The sequence below is a fragment of the Pseudomonas sp. NFACC14 genome, from assembly GCF_900106885.1.
Lineage (GTDB): Bacteria > Pseudomonadota > Gammaproteobacteria > Pseudomonadales > Pseudomonadaceae > Aquipseudomonas > Aquipseudomonas fluorescens_AA.
Window position 1 is genome coordinate 1 of record NZ_FNOA01000004.1, and the last position, 23,116, is coordinate 23,116.

The 23,116-nt window shown below is 60.4% G+C and carries 24 protein-coding genes and 3 pseudogenes; 15 read left to right on the plus strand and 12 right to left on the minus strand.

Annotated elements, in window-relative coordinates:
* Positions 1 to 139: pseudogene (locus BLU85_RS31340) on the minus strand (IS110 family transposase); the annotation flags it as partial.
* Between the two features lie 283 nt (positions 140 to 422).
* Between BLU85_RS31340 and BLU85_RS31655 the strand changes: the two are divergent.
* Both BLU85_RS31655 and BLU85_RS08605 read left to right on the plus strand, forming a co-directional pair.
* Positions 423 to 725, plus strand: coding sequence for a transposase (locus BLU85_RS31655; protein ID WP_371914230.1), 303 nt, complete (start codon positions 423 to 425; stop codon positions 723 to 725).
* Positions 722 to 1,558 carry an IS3 family transposase gene (locus tag BLU85_RS08605; protein ID WP_371914231.1) on the plus strand — a complete coding sequence of 279 codons (837 nt, stop codon included), beginning with the start codon at positions 722 to 724 and terminating at the stop codon, positions 1,556 to 1,558. Before BLU85_RS31655 ends, BLU85_RS08605 begins: the two co-directional genes overlap by 4 nt.
* 294 nt (positions 1,559 to 1,852) lie before the next feature.
* On the opposite strand, the gene BLU85_RS08610 is transcribed toward BLU85_RS08605, so the two are convergent.
* Together BLU85_RS08610 and gstA are read right to left on the minus strand one after the other, a co-directional pair.
* Positions 1,853 to 2,803: a DNA/RNA non-specific endonuclease gene (locus BLU85_RS08610; RefSeq protein WP_092290016.1), complete on the minus strand. Its 951-nt coding sequence runs from the start codon at positions 2,801 to 2,803 to the stop codon at positions 1,853 to 1,855.
* Between the two features lie 123 nt (positions 2,804 to 2,926).
* On the minus strand, positions 2,927 to 3,526 hold the full coding sequence (gene gstA / locus BLU85_RS08615; protein ID WP_092198550.1) for a glutathione transferase GstA: 600 nt from the start codon (positions 3,524 to 3,526) through the stop codon (positions 2,927 to 2,929).
* Positions 3,527 to 3,639: 113 nt separating this feature from the next.
* Here gstA and BLU85_RS08620 point away from each other — a divergent pair, with 113 nt between their 5' ends.
* The 3 genes and pseudogenes from BLU85_RS08620 to BLU85_RS31665 form a co-directional block, all read left to right on the plus strand.
* Positions 3,640 to 4,545 carry a transcriptional regulator GcvA gene (locus BLU85_RS08620; RefSeq protein WP_092197804.1) on the plus strand — a complete coding sequence of 302 codons (906 nt, stop codon included), beginning with the start codon at positions 3,640 to 3,642 and terminating at the stop codon, positions 4,543 to 4,545.
* Positions 4,546 to 4,720: 175 nt separating this feature from the next.
* Positions 4,721 to 5,398: pseudogene (locus BLU85_RS31660) on the plus strand (PAS domain-containing protein); the annotation flags it as partial.
* 114 nt (positions 5,399 to 5,512) lie between these two features.
* Positions 5,513 to 5,986: pseudogene (locus BLU85_RS31665) on the plus strand (methyl-accepting chemotaxis protein); the annotation flags it as partial.
* Here the strand turns inward: BLU85_RS31665 and BLU85_RS08630 are convergent.
* Positions 5,967 to 7,604, minus strand: coding sequence for an ATP-binding response regulator (locus tag BLU85_RS08630; protein ID WP_092197808.1), 1,638 nt, complete (start codon positions 7,602 to 7,604; stop codon positions 5,967 to 5,969). The pseudogene BLU85_RS31665 and the gene BLU85_RS08630 overlap by 20 nt on opposite strands.
* A 131-nt stretch (positions 7,605 to 7,735) precedes the next feature.
* Between BLU85_RS08630 and BLU85_RS08635 the strand changes: the two genes are divergently transcribed.
* The gene (locus BLU85_RS08635; protein ID WP_092197810.1) at positions 7,736 to 8,125 is read left to right on the plus strand and encodes a hypothetical protein; all 390 of its coding nucleotides are present in this window, start codon (positions 7,736 to 7,738) and stop codon (positions 8,123 to 8,125) included.
* 54 nt (positions 8,126 to 8,179) lie between these two features.
* Here the strand turns inward: BLU85_RS08635 and BLU85_RS08640 are convergent, their stop codons facing one another.
* Both BLU85_RS08640 and BLU85_RS08645 read right to left on the minus strand, forming a co-directional pair.
* Entirely contained in the window at positions 8,180 to 8,686 is a 507-nt protein-coding gene (locus BLU85_RS08640) for a hypothetical protein (RefSeq protein ID WP_092197812.1), read from the minus strand.
* A gap of 316 nt (positions 8,687 to 9,002) precedes the next feature.
* Positions 9,003 to 9,641 carry a response regulator gene (locus tag BLU85_RS08645; RefSeq protein ID WP_092197814.1) on the minus strand — a complete coding sequence of 213 codons (639 nt, stop codon included), beginning with the start codon at positions 9,639 to 9,641 and terminating at the stop codon, positions 9,003 to 9,005.
* 100 nt (positions 9,642 to 9,741) lie between these two features.
* Between BLU85_RS08645 and BLU85_RS08650 the strand changes: the two genes are divergently transcribed.
* The 5 genes from BLU85_RS08650 (at position 9,742) to BLU85_RS08670 (ending at position 16,267) form a co-directional block, all read left to right on the plus strand.
* Positions 9,742 to 11,349 carry an ATP-binding response regulator gene (locus BLU85_RS08650; RefSeq protein WP_092197816.1) on the plus strand — a complete coding sequence of 536 codons (1,608 nt, stop codon included), beginning with the start codon at positions 9,742 to 9,744 and terminating at the stop codon, positions 11,347 to 11,349.
* Between the two features lie 174 nt (positions 11,350 to 11,523).
* Positions 11,524 to 13,578: a 2Fe-2S iron-sulfur cluster-binding protein gene (locus BLU85_RS08655; protein WP_092197818.1), complete on the plus strand. Its 2,055-nt coding sequence runs from the start codon at positions 11,524 to 11,526 to the stop codon at positions 13,576 to 13,578.
* A gap of 129 nt (positions 13,579 to 13,707) precedes the next feature.
* A complete protein-coding gene (locus BLU85_RS08660) occupies positions 13,708 to 14,337 on the plus strand; it encodes a glutathione S-transferase family protein (RefSeq protein ID WP_092197820.1) in 630 nt (209 codons plus the stop codon).
* 98 nt (positions 14,338 to 14,435) lie between these two features.
* Positions 14,436 to 15,356: a LysR family transcriptional regulator gene (locus BLU85_RS08665; RefSeq protein ID WP_092197822.1), complete on the plus strand. Its 921-nt coding sequence runs from the start codon at positions 14,436 to 14,438 to the stop codon at positions 15,354 to 15,356.
* Positions 15,356 to 16,267: a LysR family transcriptional regulator gene (locus BLU85_RS08670; protein ID WP_092197824.1), complete on the plus strand. Its 912-nt coding sequence runs from the start codon at positions 15,356 to 15,358 to the stop codon at positions 16,265 to 16,267. The genes BLU85_RS08665 and BLU85_RS08670 overlap by 1 nt, the downstream gene beginning before the upstream one ends.
* Before the next feature lie 3 nt (positions 16,268 to 16,270).
* Here the strand turns inward: BLU85_RS08670 and BLU85_RS08675 are convergent, their stop codons facing one another.
* A complete protein-coding gene (locus BLU85_RS08675) occupies positions 16,271 to 17,194 on the minus strand; it encodes an AraC family transcriptional regulator (protein ID WP_092197826.1) in 924 nt (307 codons plus the stop codon).
* A gap of 110 nt (positions 17,195 to 17,304) precedes the next feature.
* Here BLU85_RS08675 and BLU85_RS08680 point away from each other — a divergent pair, with 110 nt between their 5' ends.
* From BLU85_RS08680 to cynR, 3 genes are all read left to right on the plus strand, one after another.
* A complete protein-coding gene (locus tag BLU85_RS08680) occupies positions 17,305 to 17,652 on the plus strand; it encodes a carboxymuconolactone decarboxylase family protein (protein WP_092165140.1) in 348 nt (115 codons plus the stop codon).
* Between the two features lie 200 nt (positions 17,653 to 17,852).
* Positions 17,853 to 18,077 carry a hypothetical protein gene (locus BLU85_RS08690; protein ID WP_092197830.1) on the plus strand — a complete coding sequence of 75 codons (225 nt, stop codon included), beginning with the start codon at positions 17,853 to 17,855 and terminating at the stop codon, positions 18,075 to 18,077.
* An 88-nt stretch (positions 18,078 to 18,165) separates the two neighbouring features.
* A complete protein-coding gene (gene cynR / locus BLU85_RS08695) occupies positions 18,166 to 19,116 on the plus strand; it encodes a transcriptional regulator CynR (RefSeq protein ID WP_092197832.1) in 951 nt (316 codons plus the stop codon).
* Between the two features lie 15 nt (positions 19,117 to 19,131).
* On the opposite strand, the gene BLU85_RS08700 is transcribed toward cynR, so the two are convergent.
* The 3 genes from BLU85_RS08700 to cynS form a co-directional block, all read right to left on the minus strand.
* A complete protein-coding gene (locus BLU85_RS08700; protein ID WP_092197834.1) occupies positions 19,132 to 19,791 on the minus strand; it encodes a carbonic anhydrase in 660 nt (219 codons plus the stop codon).
* Positions 19,792 to 19,820: 29 nt separating this feature from the next.
* Positions 19,821 to 20,069 carry a DUF2790 domain-containing protein gene (locus tag BLU85_RS08705; RefSeq protein WP_092197836.1) on the minus strand — a complete coding sequence of 83 codons (249 nt, stop codon included), beginning with the start codon at positions 20,067 to 20,069 and terminating at the stop codon, positions 19,821 to 19,823.
* 94 nt (positions 20,070 to 20,163) lie between these two features.
* Positions 20,164 to 20,631, minus strand: coding sequence for a cyanase (gene cynS / locus BLU85_RS08710; RefSeq protein ID WP_092197838.1), 468 nt, complete (start codon positions 20,629 to 20,631; stop codon positions 20,164 to 20,166).
* A gap of 127 nt (positions 20,632 to 20,758) precedes the next feature.
* Here cynS and BLU85_RS08715 point away from each other — a divergent pair, with 127 nt between their 5' ends.
* On the plus strand, positions 20,759 to 21,046 hold the full coding sequence (locus BLU85_RS08715; protein WP_256572827.1) for a GNAT family N-acetyltransferase: 288 nt from the start codon (positions 20,759 to 20,761) through the stop codon (positions 21,044 to 21,046).
* A 107-nt stretch (positions 21,047 to 21,153) separates the two neighbouring features.
* Here the strand turns inward: BLU85_RS08715 and BLU85_RS08720 are convergent, their stop codons facing one another.
* Together BLU85_RS08720 and BLU85_RS08725 are read right to left on the minus strand one after the other, a co-directional pair.
* Positions 21,154 to 22,050 (minus strand): AraC family transcriptional regulator, encoded by an 897-nt coding sequence (locus BLU85_RS08720; protein WP_092197840.1) that lies wholly within the window; start codon positions 22,048 to 22,050, stop codon positions 21,154 to 21,156.
* Between the two features lie 63 nt (positions 22,051 to 22,113).
* Positions 22,114 to 23,052, minus strand: coding sequence for a DMT family transporter (locus tag BLU85_RS08725; protein WP_092197842.1), 939 nt, complete (start codon positions 23,050 to 23,052; stop codon positions 22,114 to 22,116).
* Between the last annotated feature and the right edge of the window lie 64 nt (positions 23,053 to 23,116).

Sequence of the window (23,116 nt, forward strand, 5' to 3'; positions counted from 1 at the left end):
CTTTCAACCACTTTTTGATGGCCGCTTTGTTGTTGGGAATCGCTTCCAGTACATCAAGTTCGGCGTGATAGATCACCAGTTCGTTCTTGGCGACATCCACGCCCACCATCGGCTTTGTGACAGAAACCGGCATTGCCATTGAAAATTCTCCGGGCTAAGGTTTGAACACTTGAAGGGTTCTCCCAGAGACGCAGGCTTGTTCCTATCGTCGGTTTAGGCCAGATGCATTCTTTATCGGCGCTTGGGTGAAAGGAGGAGGGGCGAAATCTCCCACGGTCTGTACTGCGGCTAACAGTCAGAATCGAGCCTTGTCCCTCCTCCTCCCTTCAAGTCCTACCATACAAGCGAGCTTGAACTGGCCTAATGATTTTGGACACTTCAATCGGGCGCTATGATGGCGCCCAAATCTGAGGTGTTTGGATATGCGTAAATCTTATTCGAGTGAGTTCAAGCTCAAGGCTGCCAGCATGGTGCTGGACGAAGGCCAGCCGGTTACCGAGGTGTGTGCCAGTTTGGATATAGGCCCTACCGCCTTGCGTCGTTGGGTCGATCAGGTACGCAAAGAGCGTTTGGGCTCGACGCCGGTAGGCGCTAAGGCGATTACCGCCGACCAGCGAGAAATTCAGAGGCTCAAAGCCCTGCTCAGGGAGAAAGACCTGGACATCGAAATCCTAAAAAAGGCCAGTGCTCTCCTGCTTTTGGACTCCAAAGATCATTCTCGTTGATCAATGAGCTGGACGAGCAGTACGGCGTTAATCGGTGTTGCCGGGCGTTCGGCGTCAACCGCAGCAGCTTTTACGCTTGGCGTCAGCGCCAAGGTAAGACTAATCCTCAGCGAGAGCAGCTTAAAGCCGCGCTGGTCAAGCATCACAAGGCATCGCGAGCTCCTGCGGGAGCGAGGACTTTGGCGAAGGAGCTGCAACAGAAAGGGCATCGCATCGGCCGGTACTTGGCTCGCAGTTTGATGCGCGAAGCGGGGATCGCCAGCCGCCAGCGCCGACGCCATAAGTACAAATCGTCCGGCGTAGAAGCTTTGGTGGCACCGCACGTGCTCAAGCGTGAGTTTGATGTCACGGCGGTCAATCAGGTGTGGTGTGGTGACGTGACGTACATCAAGGTCGGCAAGCGCTGGATGTATTTCGCGGCGGTGCTGGATCTGTTTGCTCGCCGGATCGTGGGCTGGTCGTTTTCGATGATTTCCGATGCCACGCTGACCTGCGAGGCTTTGCGGATGGCGGTTGAGCTCAGAGGTCGTCCTAAAGAGGTGCTGTTTCATTCAGACCAAGGCTGTCAGTACACCAGTCATAAGTTCAGGAATGAGCTGCTGGCGCATGGCCTGCGGCAAAGCATGAGCCGTAAAGGCGAATGCTGGGATAACGCTCCGATGGAGCGTTTCTTTGGAAGTTTGAAATCAGAGTGGGTGCCCGAGACGGGTTACGCATCAGAACATGAGGCCCGAGCAGACGTGCAGCGTTATGTCTCGCGCTACAACATCACCAGGCTTCACAGTTACAACGATTACCGGTCGCCGGTCGTCAGTGAGAGACTGGCGGCATGAACCTTAAATGGTGTCCAAGAATACTTGACCAGTTCAGCTTGCTCGCGATAGCGGCGGGTCAGCTTGCAGAGATGTTGAGTGTGCTGCCGTCATCGCGAGCCAGCTCGCTCCCACAGTATTTTGAGTCGCTCGCCAACATCCCATGCAGCTTCAATCCCCTGTGGGAGCGAGCTTGCTCGCGATAGCGGCGGGTCAGCTTGCAGAGATGTTGACTGTGCTGCCGTCATCGCGAGCCAGCTCGCTCCCACCGTTTTTTGAGTCGTTCACCAACATCCCATGCAGCTCCCACCGTTTTCAAAGGCGAAAATCTTCAGGCCCACGGATCGGCGCTTCAATCCTCGTACCTGTCAGTCGTTCTTCATTGGAAAAGCCGTCGTAGTCAGCCAAGTCGCCAAAGCGGATACCGGTCAGCGCTTCAATTCGATCGACGCTGCGTCGGTAGGTCTTGAGCGCTCCGAACACAAGTTCCAATTTTTCCAGCTCCTGACGCTGGTCAATCATGTAGGCACTGGCCGAAGGTTTGCCGTCGTCACCGAGAAAGGCCACGACTTTCCAGAACGCAGTGGGGATCTGTACGCCTCTGTACATTTGATCATCGTCCCGGAATAAAGGCCCGGTGAATATCGTCGCCCTGGCTTTCCACCGGCGCGTGTTATCGAGGATGTAATCCTCAAGCTCGAGCCAGGTCTTTTGATTGAAGGCTGCCATCTGTGGCGAGCAATTGGTGAAGTGGAAGGTGTCGTTGTTGGCGGTCTGTGCATCGGAGCCCCAATTGGGATCCTGTCGTCTGACCAGATGACCGCGATCCAGCAAATTGCCAGCGTACAGCGCTTCTCCAATCTGGGCATCGCTGGGGATTCGACCGTCGTATGCCCAGGCATCACGACCCCGGGCGATCTCGACACTGCTGGCGCCATCGATGTTGACGCCCGCCACCAGGGCCAGGCGTCGCCGTCGCGACAGAACGATGGAGAAGTGCTGATAATCCAGGCGATTGTCGACGGTGCCGGTCGGGTAGACATCATCGACCAACGCCGCTGCTACGCTCGGCCAAGGCACGATGAAGTCGCCGAGAAAGCCGCTGTCGTATCCCCGTCGGTCTTGCAACTGCACCGCCGGTGTGACGAGCGGCTCTGGCTGTTTGCCCAGTGTGCCGGACACGCGCCTGACGGGTTCCTGCAGGGGCTGCAGATCGGCAAGCCGTGGTCGATGGGCGAAGTCCACCGGGAGTCCTTGTGGTGGCATGATCCTGCCTCGCTGAATGGGAACGAAAGTAATCAGCAAACGTAGTGATCATGCTCCGGCACCATGAATTTTTTATGATGCTGCCTTGCGGATACAACCGCGAAGTTGATCGCTGGCCGGTGGCTAGGCCGCCTCCGCCGCCATGGCCGCCCGGACGCTGGGGCGTGCGGCGACTCGGGTCATGAACGACGCCAGCACCGGCCAGTCCCCGATCTCGATATCGAACGACGGCAGCCAGTTCAAAACGGTAAACAGATAACCGTCGGCCAGGCCGAAGCTGCCCATCAGGTAGTCCTGTCGAGCAAGGGCCTGGCTGAGGTAGTCCAGGCGCTTGAACAGTCTTGCCTTGAAGATCGCCTTGGTGGGCTCTGCGATGTCGGCGTTGAACAGCGGGGCGCAGCCGCTGTGGATTTCGGCGCTGATGAAGTTCAACCACTCCTGCAGGCGAACCCGCTCCCAGGTGCCATTGGCCGGGGCTAGCATGTTGCCGGGAGCCAGGTCGGCCAGGTACTGGACAATGGCGGGACCCTCGGTCAGCACGCTGCCGTTTTCCAACACCAGGGCGGCCACGTAGCCCTTGGGATTGATGCTCAGGAAGTCGAGCCCGTCGGCGGTTCGCTTGGTCTTGTTGTCGACCCGGATCAATTCGAAGGGCAGGCCCAATTCCCGCAGCACGATATGCGGGGACAATGAGCAGGTCATGGGGGCAAAGTACAGTTTCATGGTTTCCTCACAGGCGGGGGACGGGCCGCCAGAATCGGTGAGGCGCGGAACATTTTCAAAGGACATCTTCAGTGCTAGCGTATGACAAAATCTCATGAGCGCAGCAAACCTCCATGGCCAGCCGAATTCCTTCTCTCAATGGCCTTAAAGCATTCGAGTCAGCCGCCAGGCACATGAGCTTTACCAACGCCGCAGCAGAGCTGAACGTCACTCAAACAGCCATAAGCCATCAGATCCGCCGGCTCGAAGAGGAACTGGGCGTGCGCTTGTTCCTGCGGCTCAAGGACGGCCTGGCCCTGACCGCTGAAGGTCAGGCTTATTTCCCAGGCGTTCGGGCCGCCTTCCATGAACTGCGCTATGGCACGCAGATGTTGCTGGAAAGCCGCAACAACAGTGTCTTGACGATCAGCACCCTGGTTTCGTTTGCCTCCAAATGGTTGCTGCCGCGCCTAGCCTCCTTCCAGCAGGCGTTCCCCAATATCGATGTGCGCGTCACTGCATCCACCGAACGGGTGGATTTTCGCAAGGGTGGCGTCGATGCGGCCATCCGTTACGGGGTCGGCGACTGGAAGGGCGTGCGGGCCGACTGGCTGATGGCCGATGAAATCTTCCCGGTCTGCAGTCCCAGGCTGTTGCAAGGTCCCACCCCCTTGCAGGACCCCGGCGATCTGGCCCGGCACACCTTGTTGCAAGTCAGTGGGGTGACCCGTGATGACTGGCGTTCGTGGTTGAGTGCCGCTGGCCAACCGAAAAGACTGGCCGAAGGCGGCCGGCTCACCTTCGACCTGGCCATGATGGCTGTGCAGGCGGCGGTCGACGGCCTGGGGGTGTGCATCGGCCGTTCAACGTATGTCGAGGACGACCTGAAGGCGGGCCGCTTGGTTGCGCCCTTCGATCTGCGACTGAAGTCTGACCTGGGGTTTTATTTCGTCACCCCACATGAACTGGCCGATGCCCCGAAGGTGCAGGCCTTTAGAACCTGGCTGATGGATTCGGTGGGTTTTGGCGCCGAAACATAATTACGCCATACCGTTCAGCCCCCGGCAAACCAGCCGATAGCCTATAAAGGTCCGGTTACTTTCAGGGTTCACCAGAGGGTACGTCATGTTTAATAAAAAACTAAAAGATGAACTGACGGCTAGGACGGCCGAATTGGCAACTTACAAAGGGCTGGTCGGCGCTCTGGAGCGGTCGATGGCTGTTATCGAGTTCAGCCCCGATGGCAAGGTCCTTCGGGCGAACGAGAATTTCCTGAGCACGATGGGCTACCGTGCGGAACAATTGGCCAGCCTGTCCCATCGGGATTTCTGCCCCCCTGCGTTGGCGGGCAGCGCCGAGTATCGTGAATTCTGGAACAAGTTGCGCACCGGTCAATTCGTATCCGGCACGTTCCAGCGCCGCAGCGCATCAGGCCAGAACGTGTGGCTGGAAGCCAGCTATAACCCGGTGGTGGACGAACAAGGCCGTGTCGTGAAGGTGGTCAAGTACGCACTCGATGTCACCGCCAAGGTGACCGCCGAGGCCGAAACACGCGGCCGGCTGGCGGCCCTCGACCGGGCCATGGCGGTCATCGAGTTCGACCTGGGTGGCAACATCCTGACCGCCAACGACAACTTCATGAATGTCATGCATTACTCACTGGCAGACCTCAAGGGCAAGCACCACCGGATGTTTTGCGAAGCGAGCCTGGTGAGTAGCTCGGAGTACAGTGATTTCTGGCGTCGACTCAATGCCGGCGAGTTTTTCAGCGGGCAATTCAAGCGTCTCGGCAAAAACGGCAAAGTTGTCTGGCTGGAAGCCAGCTACAACCCGGTCTACGACGCCGAAGGCAAATTGTGCAAGATTGTGAAGTTCGCCAGTGACATCACCGAACGGGTAGAGAAATTCGAAGAGGACTCGCGCGGTGCCTCCCGCGCGTACCACATCTCCGCCGAGACCGAACGCGTGGCCGAGCAGGGCGCCCAGGTGATCCACCAGACCGCCAAGGAGATGCGCGAGATCGCCGACAACATCGGCGCCTCCGCGCGCCTCGTTGGGCAACTGGGCGCACGTTCGGAAGAGATCACCGCCATCGTCAATACCATTCGCGGCATTGCCGACCAGACCAACCTGCTGGCCCTCAACGCGGCCATCGAGGCTGCGCGGGCCGGCGATCAGGGGCGGGGGTTCGCGGTGGTGGCCGACGAGGTCCGGCAACTGGCCGGGCGCACCAGTCGTTCCACCTCGGAGATTGCGGAAATGATCGGCATGATCCTCTCCGAAACCCGCGATGCCGTCGCGAGCATGAACGTGACCCACGAGGGCGCCTTGCGCGGTGTCACCCTGGCAGACCAGGCCGGATCGGTCATCGTGCAGATCCGGAACGGGACCACCGATGCCCTCGATGCGGTGAGCATGTTCGCCTCCAAGCTCGATGAGTCCGAGGTGATTCCCAAGACGGCTATCGGCTGGGTGGGTTGAGGTGAGCTGAGCCCTCGCCCTGGCGATCCATGGACTTGAGCAGTTCAAGCAAGACTGTTCGCAGCTCCGGCGGTCGCACGGGCTTGGCCAGCACCGAGATGTTCAGGCTTTGCAATGACTGGCGTATGCGCTCGATCTCGTGTCCGGTGATGACCAGCGCCGGGACTTGCCAGCCGCGCTGCTCGCGTATCGCGGCAATGCATTCGGCACCCGAGACTTTCGTGCCCAGGTCGAAGTCGGCGATGACGATATCGCAATCGCTGGTCAGCCCCTCGCCGTCGCTGTGGGCCTCAACCTCGCAACCCCATTTTTCCAGGAGCGCCGACGTCGCCATCAGGACGTTGGCGTCGTCTTCCACCAGGCACACCCGTAATCCGTCCAAGCGATTCTGGACGGGCGACACCTTGGGTTCCATGGCCCTCGGCGCCGCCAGTTCCAGGCCGCTGATCGCCACCTTGGTGCCTTGTCCGACCGTGGAGCGGATGTGTATATCGACACCGAGTATCTGGCTGATGCGCTTGACGATGGACAGGCCCAGGCCAAGGCCCTCGACATCCTTGTCGCGCACATGGCGCACGCGGTAGAACTCCTTGAACACTTCGGGCAAATGTTCGGCGGCAATGCCGCGTCCCTTGTCGTAGATCACCACGGCCAGGCGCTTGCCCTGGCGGCGCACGCCGATCAGTACCGGTTGGCCGGGCGCGTATTTGAGGGCGTTGGACAGCAGGTTCTGGACCATCGTGGTCAGCATGCCTGGATTGACGCTGACCCAGTAAGGGCTGGCGCGCAGGCGCAGTTCGACCCCGGCCCAGCGAGCCGCCTCGGTGTTCTGCTTGACGACGTCCTGTAGGAGCGCGCCCAAGTGGACAGTATCGGCCTTCGGCATCAGTTGGCCATGGTCCAGGGTGTAGATATCGAGGATCGAACGGAACAGCTGCGACACGGTGTGTAGCGAACGGTCGATGTTGTCCACCAGCCGCAATTCCTCCAGGCCCAGCCTGGCGTCACGCAGGCAGGCGGTGAACAGGCCGATGGAGTGGATCGGTTGGCGCAGGTCATGGCTGGCCTGGGCCAGGAAGCGGGATTTCTCCTGGTTCGCGGCAATCGCCTCTTCCGAAGCAATGCGGGTGCGCTTGAGCAAAATGTGCGCATAGGCCGGCACCACGATGGTGGTGACGATCAGCATCAGGAACATGTAGGGCTGGGTACGCCAGAATGGGTTGAGCCAGAAAATCAGCACCAGGGTCGACAGCGCGATAACGGTTGCCAGCGCCAGGTAGCGCGAGCCGAAGCGCATGCCGTTGCCCAGGGTGACCCAGAGCAGTGCCGCGTAGATCGGCAGGGCGCTTTCACCGCCCAGCACCATGGCGAAAGCGATGCCCGTGTAGTCATGCAGCATCGAGAAAAGGCGCCGCCAGAAGAAGTGTCCTGGCCAACGCTTGATGATCATGCGCAGGAATACCGAGGCGACGATAAACGTTACGATGTAAATGATGATGGGCACGTAGCCTGTGGCACCGCCGGGATGGAGGCTGGCCAACACGACGATGTACAACAGCGCACAGGCGCTGACGATCAGGCGCAACGTGGCCTGGTCGAGTTCACTGTTCTTTTCCACTGGCTTTCGAACCTCATGTGTCTCTGGTGCCTTGGGCAAGCGTAGCGGCTAGCCCATCTGTGCTATTCAGAATTGTTGCCCGAGTCAGGATACTTCAGGAGGTATGACCACTCAGGACGTCGGGAGAGTACATGAACGGAGTCGTTCGTTTTTTCAGTGTGATCAGCGCCACGATGCTGTGCGCTTCAGTGGCCTATGCAGGTAGCCAGGCGTGCACGATGGAAGGTGAAATGACCGTCATGGGGCAACACATCGAGGCGAAAGACTGCGTGCAGGCGAGCGATAAGCAACCGGTGGCCAAGTTCCGCTCCAGCTGTGAATCCTTCGCCAACATGCCGGTCGCGCTTGGTGGCGAAGCGGGCAGGATCACCTACTCGCAAACCTGCCCGGAGAATCCCCAGGGCACCTGTGTGAATGTGAACGGGCAGGGCGTGGACTTTTACTACTACAAGCGTACCGCTGAGCTGTTGGACAGCACCCGCAAGAGTTGCGCCTTGAGCGGAGGTACGTGGAAGGAGTGATCGGTGAAGGTTGGGGACAGGCTTGATGCTGCCCCCAGCGGAGGAGTCATTGCTTCAGTAGACCCTGTAGTACTTCACGACGTCATCGACGAAATAAATGGTCAATACCGAACCCTGGGTCTGGCTTTGGCCTGTTTTCCCGCCGGTCACGCTGCTGACGTCGTTAGCCACGGTCTGTGCCTTGGACAGTTGTGTCGAGGTGTCGGCCATCTTCAGGCGCGTCTCGGGCGACACGTACTTATTGGCCAGCTTCATGTATTTATCCAGGCCCTCATCACTCTTTTCGTAGGTCCAGTTCGACTCGTTGCTGGTGCTGGTCGAATTGAGCTCTTCATTCGTCGGCGCGCCGAACATTTGGGTGATCTGGCTTTTTGTCGTCTTGCCCGGAATGATCGTTTGCTTGAGGTAAGAGACGTCGTATTTTTTGGCGCCCTGGTTCAAGGAGCCCATCAAGTTGCCCAAGTTGCCCAAGTCACCGGTGTTTGCACAACCGTTGAGTACGCCCGCCAGCACGCACAGCGCCAATCCATTTCTAAGTGTTTTTCCATATTCGAAGGACATGATGACTTACCTTGAGTTAATGTCAGGACCATTCCATTTCAACCGCGCAGACGGTGAAGTTGACCCAGCATTGCGCCGCCTGTGGACTTATTTAATCCATAGGCTTCGCACGCCATGACGTTTCGATAGGCACAGTGATACTGCACGGCGAATGGCGCGTTGGCTTTCTTTATGATTGGCTGTTCGAACAGCCTTTGTATGGAACGCCCACAGCTTAGGGGGAGAGTACTGGGCGAAGCTATAGTACAAGTGTGCTATGGCTTGGGAGGCGAGCAGGGAGGGTAACGCTCAATGAATATTGGCGGCCGTCATACATTTAATTGTCTTGTTTCTCCGACCATCCTCCATTGTTTGGAAAGTTGGAAAATTGCGCCGCGGCCGCCGCGCGCGTGGGGACACCCAGGGCTTTGAGCAGGCTCGAGACATGGATGCGCACCGTGAAGGGGGAAATGCCCAGGTCCCGGGCTATTTCCTTGTTGGTCTTGCCGGCCGCGACCAACCCAAGCACTTGCCGTTGACGCACGGTCAGCTGGGAAAGCGCGTCGTCCAGTACCGGGTTTTCGGCTTGATACTTCACCACCACTTCGCCTTCGCGTATTGCCATGATGGCGTCGGCAATACCGGAGGGGTCGATATTCTTGCCGATGAAACCGTCGGCACCCAGCGCCATCACCTGGGAAATAACATCGATGTCATCCATCATTGAAACCACAATAATGGAGGTCCGTTTGAATTCACTGCGCAACTGGCCTATGACTTGCAGCGATTTGATCCCGGGAAAGCGCAAGTCGAGTATCAGGGAGTCCACTTCCACCCCGGAACGCGCCAGCGCCAATACTTCATCCAGATTGCCCGCTTGTTCTATGGTGGCTGTCGGCAGAAGCCGTTCGATGGTTCTCAACATACCTTCACGAAACAAAGGATGGTCATCTGCCACAATGACTCTGCACGTCATGCTTCAGATCCTTCTGACTTCAAGTTCGCGCATCGTAACCCAAACTGCCCCTCGGATTTCAGTTTGAAACAAACTTTCATGTTGGAATAGTCCTGTGAATATGACGGAAAAGAATAGTGAGCTTGATCAGGCTACATTGAGATTGACGGTCGGGGCGTGTACTGCGCTCTACGTCATCGTGGTGGCCTTTCTGGCCAGCGACTTCGAAACCTATGTACCGATCCTGTGGTACATGGTTTTTTTCTTCGGCACCGCGGTCCCGCTGCGCATGGCGGTCAAGCGCTGGCCCGGGCACTTTTTCCTGCGTCGTCTTTTTGCCATGACACTGGATTATGCCAGCCTCGCCTTTGCCTTGATCGTCGGTGGAGAGGGCACGCTGCCGGTGTACGCGGCAGTGCTCTGGGTCACGTTGGGCAATGGCATGCGCTTCGGCTCGCGCTACCTGGCGCTGGCAACCGTTCTGGCGCTGTCGACCCTGGGGGTGATTTTCATGCTCACGCCGTTCTGGCGTGGCCAGCCCTATCTGTTCCTGACGTTGATCGTCACCACCATCGTGGTGCCTGCCTATGCGCATATCCTGCTGACCCGTACCCGCATCGCTTCGGAAGAGGCGATTGCCGCGAACCAGGAGAAATCCCGCTTCCTGGCCCAGGCCAGCCATGACTTGCGCCAGCCGATCCACTCGATCGGCCTGTTCACCGCCTGCCTGCGCGATGCCCGGCTGGGACAGGAAGAACTGCGACTGGTGGACAACATCGACCGTTCGCTGCACATCGTGTCGCAGCTGTTCCGTTCGATCCTGGACATCTACACCCTCGACAACGGGCAGCTTGAACCGCAAGCCGAACCCGTGCACCTGGGCGCGTTGCTCCAGGACGTGGTCAAGCAGAACACCGAAGCCGCCCGCTGGGCCGGTGTCGAGTTGCGCCTGCGGCCTTGCCGGCACTGGGTCAGTGTCAATGCCGGTTTGTTGGCGACCATGGTGCAGAACCTGGTCTCCAATACGCTCAAATATGCCCCCGGCCAACCGGTGTTGATCGGTGTACGTCCGAAAGGCAGTGGCCTGGCCATCGTCATCTACGACAAGGGCCGGGGCATTGCCGCCGAGCATCTGCCTGAGGTGTTCAAGGAGTTTTATCGGGTACGCCACGTCCGTGACAAGGATGTCGAGGGACTGGGCCTGGGGTTGTCCATCGTCAAGCGGATCAGCCACCTGATCAACCTGGACATCCAGCTGCACTCCCGGCTCGGCCAGGGCACGCGCGCCATGATCCAAGGGCTGGAAAGGGTCGCGCCAAGGACAGTGGTGGACAGACCGGTGCCCACGCAAAGCCGTTTGCACGGCTTGCGGGTGTGCCTGGTGGAGGATGACGCCAACGTGCTGATGGCGACGTCTGCGCTGTTGGAGAAGTGGGGATGCGAAGTGGAAACCCACAGCGACGGGGTGGGTGTGACCAGTGACTGCGACATCATCATTGCCGACTTCGACCTGGGTACGAAAGTCTCGGGCGCCGAATGCATCGCCGCCATTCGCGAACAGCGGGGCTGGGAAGTCCCCGCCATGATCATGACCGGCCATGAAATCGAAAGAATTCGCCACGCGCTGCACCACATGAATATTTCGATCCTGGCCAAGCCCGTGCGGCCTCCGGAGTTGCGGGCGACCTTGCTCGAATTGACCAAGCATTTCGCCAGTGTCAGGCCATGAGCCCACCATTCCACTTTATGAAACGGTGGATTGCAGTTTGTGCGTATTCCTGCGCAACCGCTTTGGGCAGAAGATGACCCCAGCCACTTGCACACCCGTGCAGAAGGTGGCGGAGAATCCCTAACCGTAGCGCACTGGCGCAGGCGTTCATGCTGCGAGCGCGAGGAGTAGCTGATGGACGAAGCCTTGCAAGTAAAAAACTCGCCCTGGCACGAAGGAGAGCTGACCTTGCAGCGCTCCGTCGGCGCGGTCGACATGATGGCCAGTGTCGGCCAACGGCAACTGGCGCGTACGTGGATGCCGGACCAGCACCGGGAGTTCTACGCCCAGTTGCCTTTCGTGGTGCTGGGGGCGGTGGATCGGCAAGGCGACGTGTGGGCGACCCTGCGCACGGGGCAGCCAGGTTTCATGAATTCGCCCGATCCGCAGACCCTGCACATCAACCTCGAGCCCGAGCCGAACGATCCGGCCCAGGAGGGCATGGGCGAGGGAGATGCCATCGGCATGCTGGGGATCGAATTGCACACCCGTCGGCGTAATCGCATGAATGGCGTCGTGCGCCGTCAGCTTGCCCCAGGGCTGGAGATCGCAGTGAGCCAGGCCTATGGCAACTGCCCTCGCTACATCAACCTGCGCCAGTATCAATTTGTCGACGCACAGGCGGTCGCGCCGCGTCAGTTGAGCGTGTCAGACCCGCTGGTGCGGCGCCTGGTGACGGCGGCCGATTCGTTTTACATCGCCACCTACGTGGTGCGCGATGGCGAGCGGCAGGTCGATGCTTCTCACCGTGGCGGCAAGCCGGGGTTCGTGCGCATGGATGAAGACGGGTCGCTGACCATTCCGGATTTTTCCGGCAATCTGTTTTTCAACACCCTGGGCAACATCCTGCTCAACCCACGGGCCGGGCTGGTGTTCGTCGATTTCCAGACCGGCGATCTGCTGCAAATGAGTGGCTCGGCGCAAGTCCTGCTGGACGATCCCGAGATCAATGCCTTCCAGGGCGCCGAGCGGCTGCTGCGCTTCACACCGCAACGCATCGTCTATCGTCCGGCCGCCATCGCGCTGCGCTGGAAGGATCAGGAGAAAGGCGATTCGCCCAATTCATTGATGACCGGCAGTTGGGAGCAAGCCGCCGAGCGTTTGCAGGCCGAGGCGCTGCGTAGCCGCTGGCGTTCGTTGCGGGTTGCGCGAGTCGTGGATGAGAGCCACAACATTCGTTCGTTCTACCTGCAGGCGAGCGATGGCTTGGGTTTGCCCCGGTTTGAAGCCGGGCAACATTTGCCGGTGCGGATCCAGCTGGAGGGGCAGAAAGCGCCGTCGATCCGGACCTATAGCGTTTCCAGTGCGCCGTCGGATGATTTCCTGCGCATCAGCGTCAAGCGCGATGGATCGGTGTCGTCCCACCTGCATGAGCAGGTGCGGGCGCTGCACGAGATCGAAGCGCGGGCGCCCCAGGGCCATTTCACCGTCCAGGCCACCGAGCGGCGTCCGTTGGTATTGCTGGCAGCGGGGGTGGGCATCACGCCGCTGTTGTCGATGTTGCGCGAGGTGGTTTACCAGGGGCAACGCATCAGCCGCATGCGCCCGGTCTGGCTGGTGCAAAGCGCACGCTCGGTGGCCGACCTGGCGTTCCGTGAAGAGATCGACGAACTGGCCGCCCGTGCCGGCGACAAGCTCCAGGTTGTGCGCATGGTCAGCCAACCGCCCACCGAAGCAAAGGTCGGTGAAGGCTATGACCTGGCGGGCCGGATCGATGTGGAACTGCTGAAGAAACTGCTGCCGCTCAACGACTACGACTTCTATCTGTGCGGGCCGGGCAGCTTTACCCAGGCGCTGTACGACGGGCTGCGCAAATTGCGCATCCCTGACGATCGCATCCACGCGGAAACCTTCGGTCCGTCCACCCTTGTGCGGGATGTCGAAGTCAGCATGCCGGCGCCCCAGCAAGTGCCGGCCGCGACTGAAGCGGTGAAGGTCCTGTTCGCCAGTTCCGGCAAGGAGGCCCGTTGGGAACCCGGCGGCGGAACGCTGTTGGAACTGGCCGAAGCGCGCGGCCTGAACCCGGAATTCAGCTGCCGCGGCGGTTCCTGCGGCACCTGCAAAACCCGCTTGAGCCGCGGCCAGGTGCATTACCTGAGCCAGCCGGCCGAACCGGTTGGCGAAGGCGAAGTGCTGATCTGCTGCGCGGTGCCGGCCCAAGGCAGCGAGCCGTTGGTGCTTGAGGTCTAGGCTTGCGATCGTTTCACGGGGTGAAATGCTGGATTGTAAAAGCTGGTTATTCCACTGTCCGGAGCAGGAGCAGAGGATAGCGCCATCGACGCGATCACCGCTTCGAGCCCAAACAACATGGAGTACGTCATGCCTGAGAACGCGATCAAACTTTATCGCCACCCGTTGTCGGGTCACGCCCATCGTGTCGAGCTGATGCTCTCGCTGCTGGGCCTGCCGACCGAGCTGGTATTCGTGGACTTGATGAAAGGCGAGCACAAGACCCCGGAGTTCCTCGCCATCAACAGCTTCGGCCAGGTGCCGGTGATCGATGACAACGGTGTGGTGCTGGCCGACTCGAACGCGATCCTGGTCTACCTCGCGGCCAAGTACGGCAAGGGCCGATGGCTGCCCAGCGATCCACTTGCCCAGGCCCGGGTGCAGCGCTGGCTTTCGGTGGCCGCGGGCCAGATCAACCAGGGGCCGGCCAACGCCCGATTGATCACCGTATTCGGCGCCGGCTATGACGCCGAAGATGCCATCAAGCGTTCCCACGCCCTGTTGAAGGTGATGGAGACGGAGCTGGGACAAAGCCGGTTCCTGGCCGGTGAGCAACCGACCATCGCTGACGTGGCCGCGTACACCTATGTGTCTCACGCACCGGAAGGCAACGTCGCGCTGACCGACTACCCGAACGTGCGTGCCTGGCTGGGCAGCATCGAAGCCTTGCCGAATTTCGTCGACATGCAGCGCACCGCCAAGGGCTTGCAGCAAGCCTGAGTCAAACCGCAGGCGCTTGCCGGGGCCATCTTCCGGCAAGCCTTGAGGCCGTAACCGCCACGTATGTTCAATCTCCCTCAAGCAAGGCTGGATCACCCATGGATCGCTTTCAGGAAATGCAGATTTTCATGGTGGTGGCCGAGGAGGAAGGGTTCGCCGCTGCCGCCCGGCGCTTGCGCATTTCGCCACCGAGCGTGACGCGAGCCATTGCGGCGATGGAAGAACGGATCGGCACCCAGCTGTTGTCCCGTACCACCCGCAATGTGCACCTGACCGAGGCGGGGCAACGCTACCTGGAAGATTGCCGGCGGATCCTGAGTGAGCTCGAAGAGGCCGAGGAGGCCGCCGCCGGCAGCTACTCGATCCCGTGTGGGTATCTGACGGTCACCGCGCCGGTGCTGTTTGGCGAGTTATACATCGCGCCTTTGCTGACGGATTACCTGGATCAGTTTCCCTCGGTGCACCTCAATGCCTTGTTGGTCGACCGTGTGGTGAATATCGCGGACGAGGGCATCGATGTGGCGATCCGCATCGGCCATTTGCAGGAAAACAATCAGCACGCCATCAAGGTCGGTGAGGTACGCCAAGTGATTTGCGGCGCCCCGGGCTATTTCCAGCGCCATGGACGGCCAATCCATCCTGGTGAGTTGAGCAAGGCCAATATCGTGATGTCTTCGGCCAGTCATTTGCTGAGCCACTGGCAGTTCATGGACGAAGCAAACTCGCTGAGCCTGCGGGTTGATCCACGCCTGGTGGTGACCGCGAATCAGGCTGCGATCAATATCGCCCGCCAAGGCTGGGGCGTTACCCGGGTATTGTCTTATCAAGTGGCCCGGCAGGTCGCCGCCGGTGAACTGGAAGTGGTGCTCAAGGCTTTCGAACCACCGGCGTTGCCGATTCACGTGGTGTATCAGAAGAGCAATCGAGTGCCGGCCAAGGTGCGTACGTTCGTGGATTTCCTCGCGGATCGGCTGGGGGACGACGTCACGCTCAAGCCTGTCGTGAAAGACACCGGCTGATGGCGCGCCACCATGAAATGCTGGTATTCCACGCGCTGTCGCAGTGCTCCAGCCTTGCCTCGGCCGCCCAGCGCCTCAACGTCTCCGGACAGACCGTGATGCGTGCGGTCGCTCGACTGGAAGCGCGGCTGGGGGTGCAGTTACTGTCACGAAGCACGCGCGGGGTGGTGTTGACGGAAGCCGGGGTCGGCTTCATGGTCGATTGTTCACGCATTCTCAAGGCCGTTGACGAGGCTGAAGCATCGGCCAGGGGCTGGCATGTCCAGGCGCAGGGCAATTTGACGATTCTGTTGCCCACGTTGTTCAGCCGTTATGTCATGGCCCCGGTATTGGCCGGCTACATGGATCACTTTCCCGAGATCAGGGTATTCGCCCACTACCATGATCGTTTCCCGAACATGCATGAGGAAGGGCTGGATGTCGCGGTGCTGGTCGGGCATCTGCCCAGTTGCTCATTGATCGCACGGCCTGTCGGCAGTGTTCGCTCGCTCGTCTGCGCCAGTCCTGGTTACCTGGCCAGGCATGGTGAGCCGGTTGTGCCGCAGGATCTGCACGATCACCGACTGATCGCCACGCAGGCCAACCAGGACTGGGTCCAGTGGTCCTTTCAACAGCAGGGCGAGGCCAACGGCTTCAAGGCACGCACGCGCCTCAGTTGCGCCACGCTACAGGCGGCCATCGACGCTGCGGCTCATGGGGCCGGGTTGACGCGCTGCTTGAGCTATCCGTTGTACGACTATCTGAGCAGCGGACGCTTGCGCAGGGTCTTGCAAGCCTATGAGCCGCCCTCCATGCCCGTGCATGTGGTCTACCGTGAAAGACGCAAGGCGTCGATGCGTGTGCGCAGTTTCGTGGACTACATCGTCGAGCACCTGCGCGAGCACCCGGCCCTGCGAGCGGATATCTGTTGATTGTCAGCGCGCATTCGGGGCCTGGATCCCACGCCGCACCCGCCCTGGCGCCTCGCCGTAGATTTCCTTGAATTTCTTGCTGAACGCAGCCTGGGATTGGTAGCCGACCTGTACGGCAATATCGCTCAGCCCCAGGTGTGAGTGGCTGAGCAGACTGAAGGCCAGCTCCATTCGCACTTGCGTCAACAGTACCCACGGCGAGACGCCGGCCAGCTTGACGAATGCCCGCATGAAATTGGCCCGGGACATGCTCGCGAGGTCCGCCAGGCCCTGAATGGTCCACTCGTGCGCAGGGTCCGCCAGCATCGCCTGCCAGGCCCGGCCCAGGCGCTTGTCGCCGAGCAGGGCCAGCGAGCCGCTGTCTTGGCCATGGCTCGCCAGGTGCGCACGCAGGATCAGGGTGAACAGGGCCTGGGACAAGGCGTCGAGCAAGAAGCGAGCGCCGGGCTGGTTCCCATCCGCTTCCCCGCGAAGGATTTCCACCAACGCCGGCAAAGGTCCGTTGGCCGGTAATGCGCCGCTGGGAATCACCAGGTAGTCGGGCAGGGCACTGAACAGCAACGAAGCCCGATTGAAGTGGAAACCACCGCAAAGCATGTCCAGCTCCGCGCTGGCACCGCCAATGCGGTGAATCGGCAGGGCGCCCCCGGTCACGATCCGGGGTAAGGTCGGCGTCACCATTTTCCCAGGGCTGTGCATGAGGTGCGGGGCGCCTCGCGGCAGCAGCAGGATGTCACCGGCGCGCATGGGCAAGCGTTGCCCATCGGCAAACTCGACGCGGCATTCGCCGGCCAGCACGATGTGATAGGGCGCGGTGCCCAGGGCCTGCTGGCCGTGTTCCAGGGCCCAGTCGCCCTGGAACTGACAGCGCAGATCCAGGCTGCCGCGAACGTTGGCCAGGCTGATGAGTTTATCGATCGCATCCATTTGAGCGTTTCGCCAAAAAAACTGAGCGGATTGAGCAAAACCGAGTGGCGCCAGGGTGAAAAACTGAGGGCGTCAAAACAGTACACCCAACCCACTCAGGAGTTAATGCCATGTTCAATAACTGGTCCGAATTGTTGCCCACCATTCAGAAAGCGTTTGGCGCGCTGGGCCGCAGCAACCCGAAAATGGTCAAGGCCTATATGGCGCTCGGGGAAGCCGCCAGCGAAAACAACGTGCTCGATGCCAAGACCCGCGAGCTGATCTCGATCGCCATCGCCGTGACCACCCGTTGCGACGGTTGTATCGCCGCCCACACGGATGCGGCGATCAAGGCGGGGGCGAGCCGTGAGGAGGTCGCAGCGGCCCTGGCCACTGCGATTTCGTTGAATGCGGGGGCTGCCTACATCTACTCGCTGCGCTCGCTTGAAGCGTACGACACGCTGCAAAAGCCGGCGTGACTTATAGCCGGTCCCAAGCCCCGGTTCCCTCAACGGTTCCGGGGCTTTTTTGGCTGCCCGGGGCGATTGTTTCAGATAACGCAATCGAGTCATCAGACTCCTGGGCATTCTCTAAAAACCGTTCGCCAGTGAAACTGATCCCAGAAGCGATCGACCGTTTCGGGCCGTCGCAGCGTTCTCCATTCTCCAGGAGATTTCCCATGATCGACGTCACCTGCACCGGCAACCCTTGGTCGGACACCTCTGTCGCGATTCACCCAGAATACGAAGGCGGATTCCTGTTGCCGCAGTTGATGGGCGCCCTGGCCAGCGAGTCCGCAGCACCGGTTTCGAACGCCGTGTGCCAGCCCAGTACGAGCGGCGCCATGCTGGCGAAGGCGGGCGCTTTTGTGATGCGGGTGCTGAGACTGACGCCGACCCGCTAAACACAACGCTGAGCCCGTGGCGGATGTGGATGCGGCATGTCCCCTATACAATGCATCGCAATTACCCAAGCTCCAGGTGGTGGTTCCGATGTTGCTACGTCACTTGCGCTATCTGTTGGCGGTCGCTGACCACGGCGGTTTCACGCGTGCCGCCGAGGTGCTGCACGTGTCGCAGCCGACCCTGTCGCAACAGATCCGGCAACTGGAAGAAACCCTCGGGGTGAGTCTGTTCGACCGCACGTCTCGCACGGTCAGGCCCACGGACGCCGGGGCGGCCTATATCGAATGCGCCCGGCGGGTACTGGTGGAACTGGCCGCCGGCAAGCGCGCGCTGCATGACGTCAAGGACCTGTCCCGCGGCAGCTTGAGGCTGGCCATGACCCCGACGTTCATGGCTTACCTGGTCGGGCCGCTGGTGCGTGACTACCGCGGGCGATACCCGAATATCCATCTGCAAATCTTCGAATTGTCGATGGTTGATATCGAGGAGGGCTTGGCGAATGACACGTTAGACATCGCCATCGCATTCGATCAGGTCAGGAGCGCCGATATCGAATCGATCCCGGCGTTCACCGAAACCCTGGGGCTGATGGTGGGGCGCAATCACCCGTTGTATGACTGCCAGGCCGCGCTGACGGCTGAGCAGGTCGGGCAACTGGAGTTCGCCTTGTTGAGCCCGGACTTTGCCACCCGTACGTGCATCGATGACTACTTCGTCCAGGCTCGGATCACGCCCAAGGTGAGCATTGAGGTCAACTCGGTCAGCACGTTGCTGGAAGTGATCGGGCATTCGGCCGTCGCCACCATTCTTCCGGAACCCATCGCCACCCAGGAGCGCGCACTGCGCAAGCTGGCGCTGCAGGACGCGGCGCCACGGCGTGGAGCTTCGCTGTTGCGGCGCAAGAACAACTATCACAGCGCGGCGTCCGTGGCTTTCATGGAGACACTGTTGCACGGGATGGATGGCTTTGGGGCCGCTGCGCAGCCCAGCGGGAGCAAGCGCCCTCGCCACCGTGATCGAGGTGGGCAGTTGCCCTAGACAAAACAGCGACCCTCACGCGGCAGTCGCCGTCCGGGCCGGTACGGCACACGCCTGGGGGTTGTCCGCCAAGGACCTGAAGCTGCGATTGTCGACGTCCAGGGCGTCGATGGAGCCGGTCTCGATGTCATAGACCCAGCCGTGCAGGTTGAGCAAGCCCTTCTCCTGGGCCAGCCGCACACTCGGGTGCGTCTGGATGTTCGCCAATTGGGCGATGACGTTTTCACGCACCATCGAACTGACTTTCGCCGCGTCATCGACGTGAGGCCGTGACTCATTGATGACCCGTGCCGACTCGGCGTGTTGCAGCCAACCGCTGACCGCTGGCAGGTGATTCATGCAGGCGCATTTGGCGACGGCGGTCATGGCACCGCAATCGGAATGACCACAGATCACGATATCCCTCACGCCCAGCACCGCGACGGCATATTCCACCGTCGCGGAAACACCGCCCGGGTGCGGGCTATAGGACGGCACGATATTGCCGGCATTACGGATCACGAACAGTTCGCCGGGTTCCTGCTGGGTCAGCAGCTCCGGTACAACGCGGCTGTCGGAACAGGTGATGAACAACGTGCCCGGGTGTTGCGTGGTGGCCAGGTGTTTGAACAGGTCCGTGCGTTGTGGAAAGACCTCTTGCTGGAACTTCAGGAAACCTTCGATCAGCGCTTTCATGCTGCTTGCCTCCAATGAATAGGGTGTTATCAGTTCGTGCAGCCGTTGCCGATCAGGCTGTATTCAAGAATGTGGGTTTCACCTTGGGAGTCGCGATAGGTCATTTGCACTGGCGTCGGCCCGCAGACATCGGCGGGCGTGGTGATGTCCAACACCTGGGCGATGTCCAGATGCATGCCGTAGGCATAGGGAACGACGTCCGCAGGTGCGGTGGATGGTTGGGCATGGGCCGACAGCGAGGCGGTCAGCGACAGGGCCAGAAACAGGAATTTTTTCATGAGTCATGCTCCACGCAAGAATGAGTAGTGAGTTCAAATCAGAGATAAGTCGTTTGAAGCGAAGCCCCAGGTTCGCCTGGGGCCAGCGGGACGATCAGAACGGACGCAGGGGCAGGAACTTGCCGTCCAGTGTGATCACCGCACGCGAGCCGCCTTCAGGGTCTTCGACTTTCTTGATGTCGAGCTTGAAGTTGATCGCGCTGATGATGCCGTCGCCGAACTGCTCATGAACCAGGGCCTTGAGGGTGGTGCCGTAGATCTGGATCATTTCGTAGAAGCGATAGATCGTCGGATCGGTCGGTACGCCAGCGAGGCTGCCGCGCAAGGGAATGATCTGCAGGCGGGCGACCGAGTCAGCGGTCAGGTCGAGCTTCTCGCCAATCACCTTCGCCGCATGTTCCGGCAATGGATGCTGGCCGAGCAGGGCGGCGGTGACGTAGGCAAGGCTCAGGCCGGTGCCATCGGCCAAGTCCTGCCAGGACAGGTGCTTGCGTGCCTTGGCATCCAGCACTTCGGTGGTCAGGGCCAGGCTGATGTCGTTGTAGGCGTGGGACTGTTGCATGGCGTAGCTCCTATCGGTTTGGATCGGGTTGATGTCGCTTGGTTGAAGCCATCATCTGCCGCTTTAGCTATAGCGTCCAAGACCGATATGCAATGCAATGTATTGGTTCTGCCTATGGATTGGGGCGATGAATGCTGACCTACCGATCGTACAAGCGATGTTCGCCGCTTATCATGGAGCGCCGGATGCCTATGTCTATGGCCCGATTTGCGTGGGCGAGGCGGAACGTGGCAAGGGTTTGGCCCAGCGAATGTTCGCGGAGCTCCGGCGGCTCGAGCGGGGGCGTGAAGGTATTCTTTTCATACGCAAGGACAATGAACCCTCGCTCCGTGCGCATTTGAAAATGGGTATGAAAGAAGTTGCTTCCTTTCCATTCAATGGGTTCGATTTCGCCGTTTACTCGTACATTGGCTAGACAGGAAAAAGCGCTCACTAGACGATAGTGCCAGTCAGTTAAACCTCATGCCCCTGGGAGCAAGCTTTGCTCCCACAGGTTTTGTGCCGTTTGATCTCTGACTGGCATTACCCACTAGACGAACACCTGAGCGGCAGAAAGAGCTCGGTAATGGCTTGGTTCTCCGCAACGTCCGGAAAGAACGTAATACGCTGGCAGTAGAGGGGGAAATCTCCCGGCTCCTCACCGCTGGCCGGCAACCAGTCCCTGTACAGGTACAGCGCGGCGGGCTCGAGGTTGTCGGCACCCCCTTCGACCCGCAGCACTGCACAACGCCCGGCGGGAATACTGCCGGCCTTGATCGTTTCCCCGTTCGGCACGACAGGTCGGCCCGTCCCCGCGCATAAATCCAGGCGATAGTCTTGCGGCGGCGTCGTGCGCGGGTCGGTGTGAAATACATTGAACGTCGGGCTGATCGAGGGGATCAGGCCGACACTTCGCCGCCAGGCAATGAAGCGTTGGAGGGTCGTACCGATCGTCGAGGGATCGCCTCGGTGTTCCATGATGGCGACGGGGGTTGCAGGAACCGTACGGATCCGTACGTCACTGGGCTGATAGGGCGTGGGCATGAGGCGGTTCCTCGCAGTGTGCAATGGCGTGAAAAGGGTGTTCCAGCGCTGCCAGTCGGGAGACTTGCGGAAATGCGAAGGCGGTTGTCCCACCCGTTGTCGAAATACACGGGCAAAGGCGTCAGGCGCTGCGTAACCGGCGTCCATGGCGATCTGCGTAATCGTTTCATGTTCGCGAAACGCCAGTTTGTAGGAGGCGCGTTTCAGGCGCGCGAGTTGGACGTAGCGATTCAAGGGCAAGCTGAACGTCGCGATGAACTGCCGGTGAAAATGGTATTTCGAAAAAGCCGCAACGCCGCTCAACGTGTCCAGGTCCAGGCAGTCATCAAGGTGCAGGTCGATGTAATCGAGCACCTTCTGCATGCGGGATTGGTAATGCTTTTTTGTGTCGGTCATGGTCTTTCCCAGTAAAGGCCACCAGCATGAGGCCGGCGAGCACAATGCGCTCGACCGATCTTGCTATCTTCTCGCAGCCTGCCGGGCCTCGGTGCCAACGACCAGCCAGATGCCGATCCCGGACACCGCCATCCCCACCACCATCTGCCAGGAAAGCGGTTCGTTGAACATGGCCCAGGCCCAGAGCATCGTAATGGGCGGGCTGAGGTACAGGACACTGGCGACGCGGGTGGCGGTCGCGCGACGCAGGCACAACCAATAGAGGCCGTAGCCGCCCATGGTCGACAGGCCCGCGGTCCACAATACGCTCAGTGCGAAGCCTGTGCTGGGCAGCGGGGCCAGGCTGCCATGGGCGCCCTCGACCAGGGCGAAGGCCAGGCCCGACACGCAACACTGCAGCCACAGGTTGGGCAGCAGCCCCAGCGATTGTTCGGCGGGCAAGTGTTTCTGCCACAGGGTCGCGACGGCGAGCGAGAGCATGCCAAGCAGCGGCAGGCCATAGGCCCACAAGGGCGCATTGCCCCACGCCAGTGCGCCCTGGGTTACCAGAACGACGCCGAGCAGGCCGATCAGCAGCCCCGTCCAGACCTGCCAGGCCAGTCGTTGCCGGAGTACGCCTGCGGCCAGCAGCGCCATGCCCATCGGCAACAGGTCGGCGACCAGCGCGGCCAGGCCCGCCGGCACGCCCAGGGCAATGCCTTGGGTGATGCCGCCCAGGTAGCCTGCCATCGCCAGCAGTCCGATGCCGGCATTCTTCAAAAGTGCGACGGGCGAGGTCCGGCGTAGCGACCTGGCGACGAAGGGGAACAGGACGAGCGTGACCACGACACACCGCCAGAAGACCACCAGCAGGGCCGGCGCGTAATCGATGGAAAAGCGCGCACCGACGAAACCCGAGCTCCACGACACCAGCAATGCCGCTTCGAGCAACGGCAATGGAATCAGCCAGTACCAGGCGGGCCGGGGCAGGGAAGTGCAGGTCATCGATTTATTCGGGTTCATGACCACAGGCTACGAAACCCGGCTAATCTAATAAATCAAAATGTAATGCATCAGTTGTTCACGA

What these genes read in the sequence shown, in the direction of transcription:
- BLU85_RS08690 (WP_092197830.1), top strand. Translation starts at nt 17,853, where the DNA reads ATGATCGACGTCACCTGCACCGGCAACCCTTGGTCGGACACCTCTGTC.
- BLU85_RS08655 (WP_092197818.1), top strand. Translation starts at nt 11,524, where the DNA reads ATGGACGAAGCCTTGCAAGTAAAAAACTCGCCCTGGCACGAAGGAGAG.
- BLU85_RS08635 (WP_092197810.1), top strand. Translation starts at nt 7,736, where the DNA reads ATGAACGGAGTCGTTCGTTTTTTCAGTGTGATCAGCGCCACGATGCTG.
- BLU85_RS08705 (WP_092197836.1), bottom strand. Translation starts at nt 20,069, where the DNA reads ATGAAAAAATTCCTGTTTCTGGCCCTGTCGCTGACCGCCTCGCTGTCG.
- BLU85_RS08675 (WP_092197826.1), bottom strand. Translation starts at nt 17,194, where the DNA reads ATGGATGCGATCGATAAACTCATCAGCCTGGCCAACGTTCGCGGCAGC.
- BLU85_RS08720 (WP_092197840.1), bottom strand. Translation starts at nt 22,050, where the DNA reads ATGACCGACACAAAAAAGCATTACCAATCCCGCATGCAGAAGGTGCTC.
- BLU85_RS08665 (WP_092197822.1), top strand. Translation starts at nt 14,436, where the DNA reads ATGGATCGCTTTCAGGAAATGCAGATTTTCATGGTGGTGGCCGAGGAG.
- BLU85_RS08700 (WP_092197834.1), bottom strand. Translation starts at nt 19,791, where the DNA reads ATGAAAGCGCTGATCGAAGGTTTCCTGAAGTTCCAGCAAGAGGTCTTT.
- gstA (WP_092198550.1), bottom strand. Translation starts at nt 3,526, where the DNA reads ATGAAACTGTACTTTGCCCCCATGACCTGCTCATTGTCCCCGCATATC.
- BLU85_RS08610 (WP_092290016.1), bottom strand. Translation starts at nt 2,803, where the DNA reads ATGCCACCACAAGGACTCCCGGTGGACTTCGCCCATCGACCACGGCTT.
- BLU85_RS08640 (WP_092197812.1), bottom strand. Translation starts at nt 8,686, where the DNA reads ATGTCCTTCGAATATGGAAAAACACTTAGAAATGGATTGGCGCTGTGC.
- BLU85_RS08715 (WP_256572827.1), top strand. Translation starts at nt 20,759, where the DNA reads ATGAATGCTGACCTACCGATCGTACAAGCGATGTTCGCCGCTTATCAT.
- BLU85_RS08670 (WP_092197824.1), top strand. Translation starts at nt 15,356, where the DNA reads ATGGCGCGCCACCATGAAATGCTGGTATTCCACGCGCTGTCGCAGTGC.
- BLU85_RS08645 (WP_092197814.1), bottom strand. Translation starts at nt 9,641, where the DNA reads ATGACGTGCAGAGTCATTGTGGCAGATGACCATCCTTTGTTTCGTGAA.
- cynS (WP_092197838.1), bottom strand. Translation starts at nt 20,631, where the DNA reads ATGCAACAGTCCCACGCCTACAACGACATCAGCCTGGCCCTGACCACC.
- BLU85_RS08650 (WP_092197816.1), top strand. Translation starts at nt 9,742, where the DNA reads ATGACGGAAAAGAATAGTGAGCTTGATCAGGCTACATTGAGATTGACG.
- BLU85_RS08725 (WP_092197842.1), bottom strand. Translation starts at nt 23,052, where the DNA reads ATGAACCCGAATAAATCGATGACCTGCACTTCCCTGCCCCGGCCCGCC.
- BLU85_RS08660 (WP_092197820.1), top strand. Translation starts at nt 13,708, where the DNA reads ATGCCTGAGAACGCGATCAAACTTTATCGCCACCCGTTGTCGGGTCAC.
- BLU85_RS08620 (WP_092197804.1), top strand. Translation starts at nt 3,640, where the DNA reads ATGGCCAGCCGAATTCCTTCTCTCAATGGCCTTAAAGCATTCGAGTCA.
- cynR (WP_092197832.1), top strand. Translation starts at nt 18,166, where the DNA reads ATGTTGCTACGTCACTTGCGCTATCTGTTGGCGGTCGCTGACCACGGC.
- BLU85_RS08680 (WP_092165140.1), top strand. Translation starts at nt 17,305, where the DNA reads ATGTTCAATAACTGGTCCGAATTGTTGCCCACCATTCAGAAAGCGTTT.
- BLU85_RS31655 (WP_371914230.1), top strand. Translation starts at nt 423, where the DNA reads ATGCGTAAATCTTATTCGAGTGAGTTCAAGCTCAAGGCTGCCAGCATG.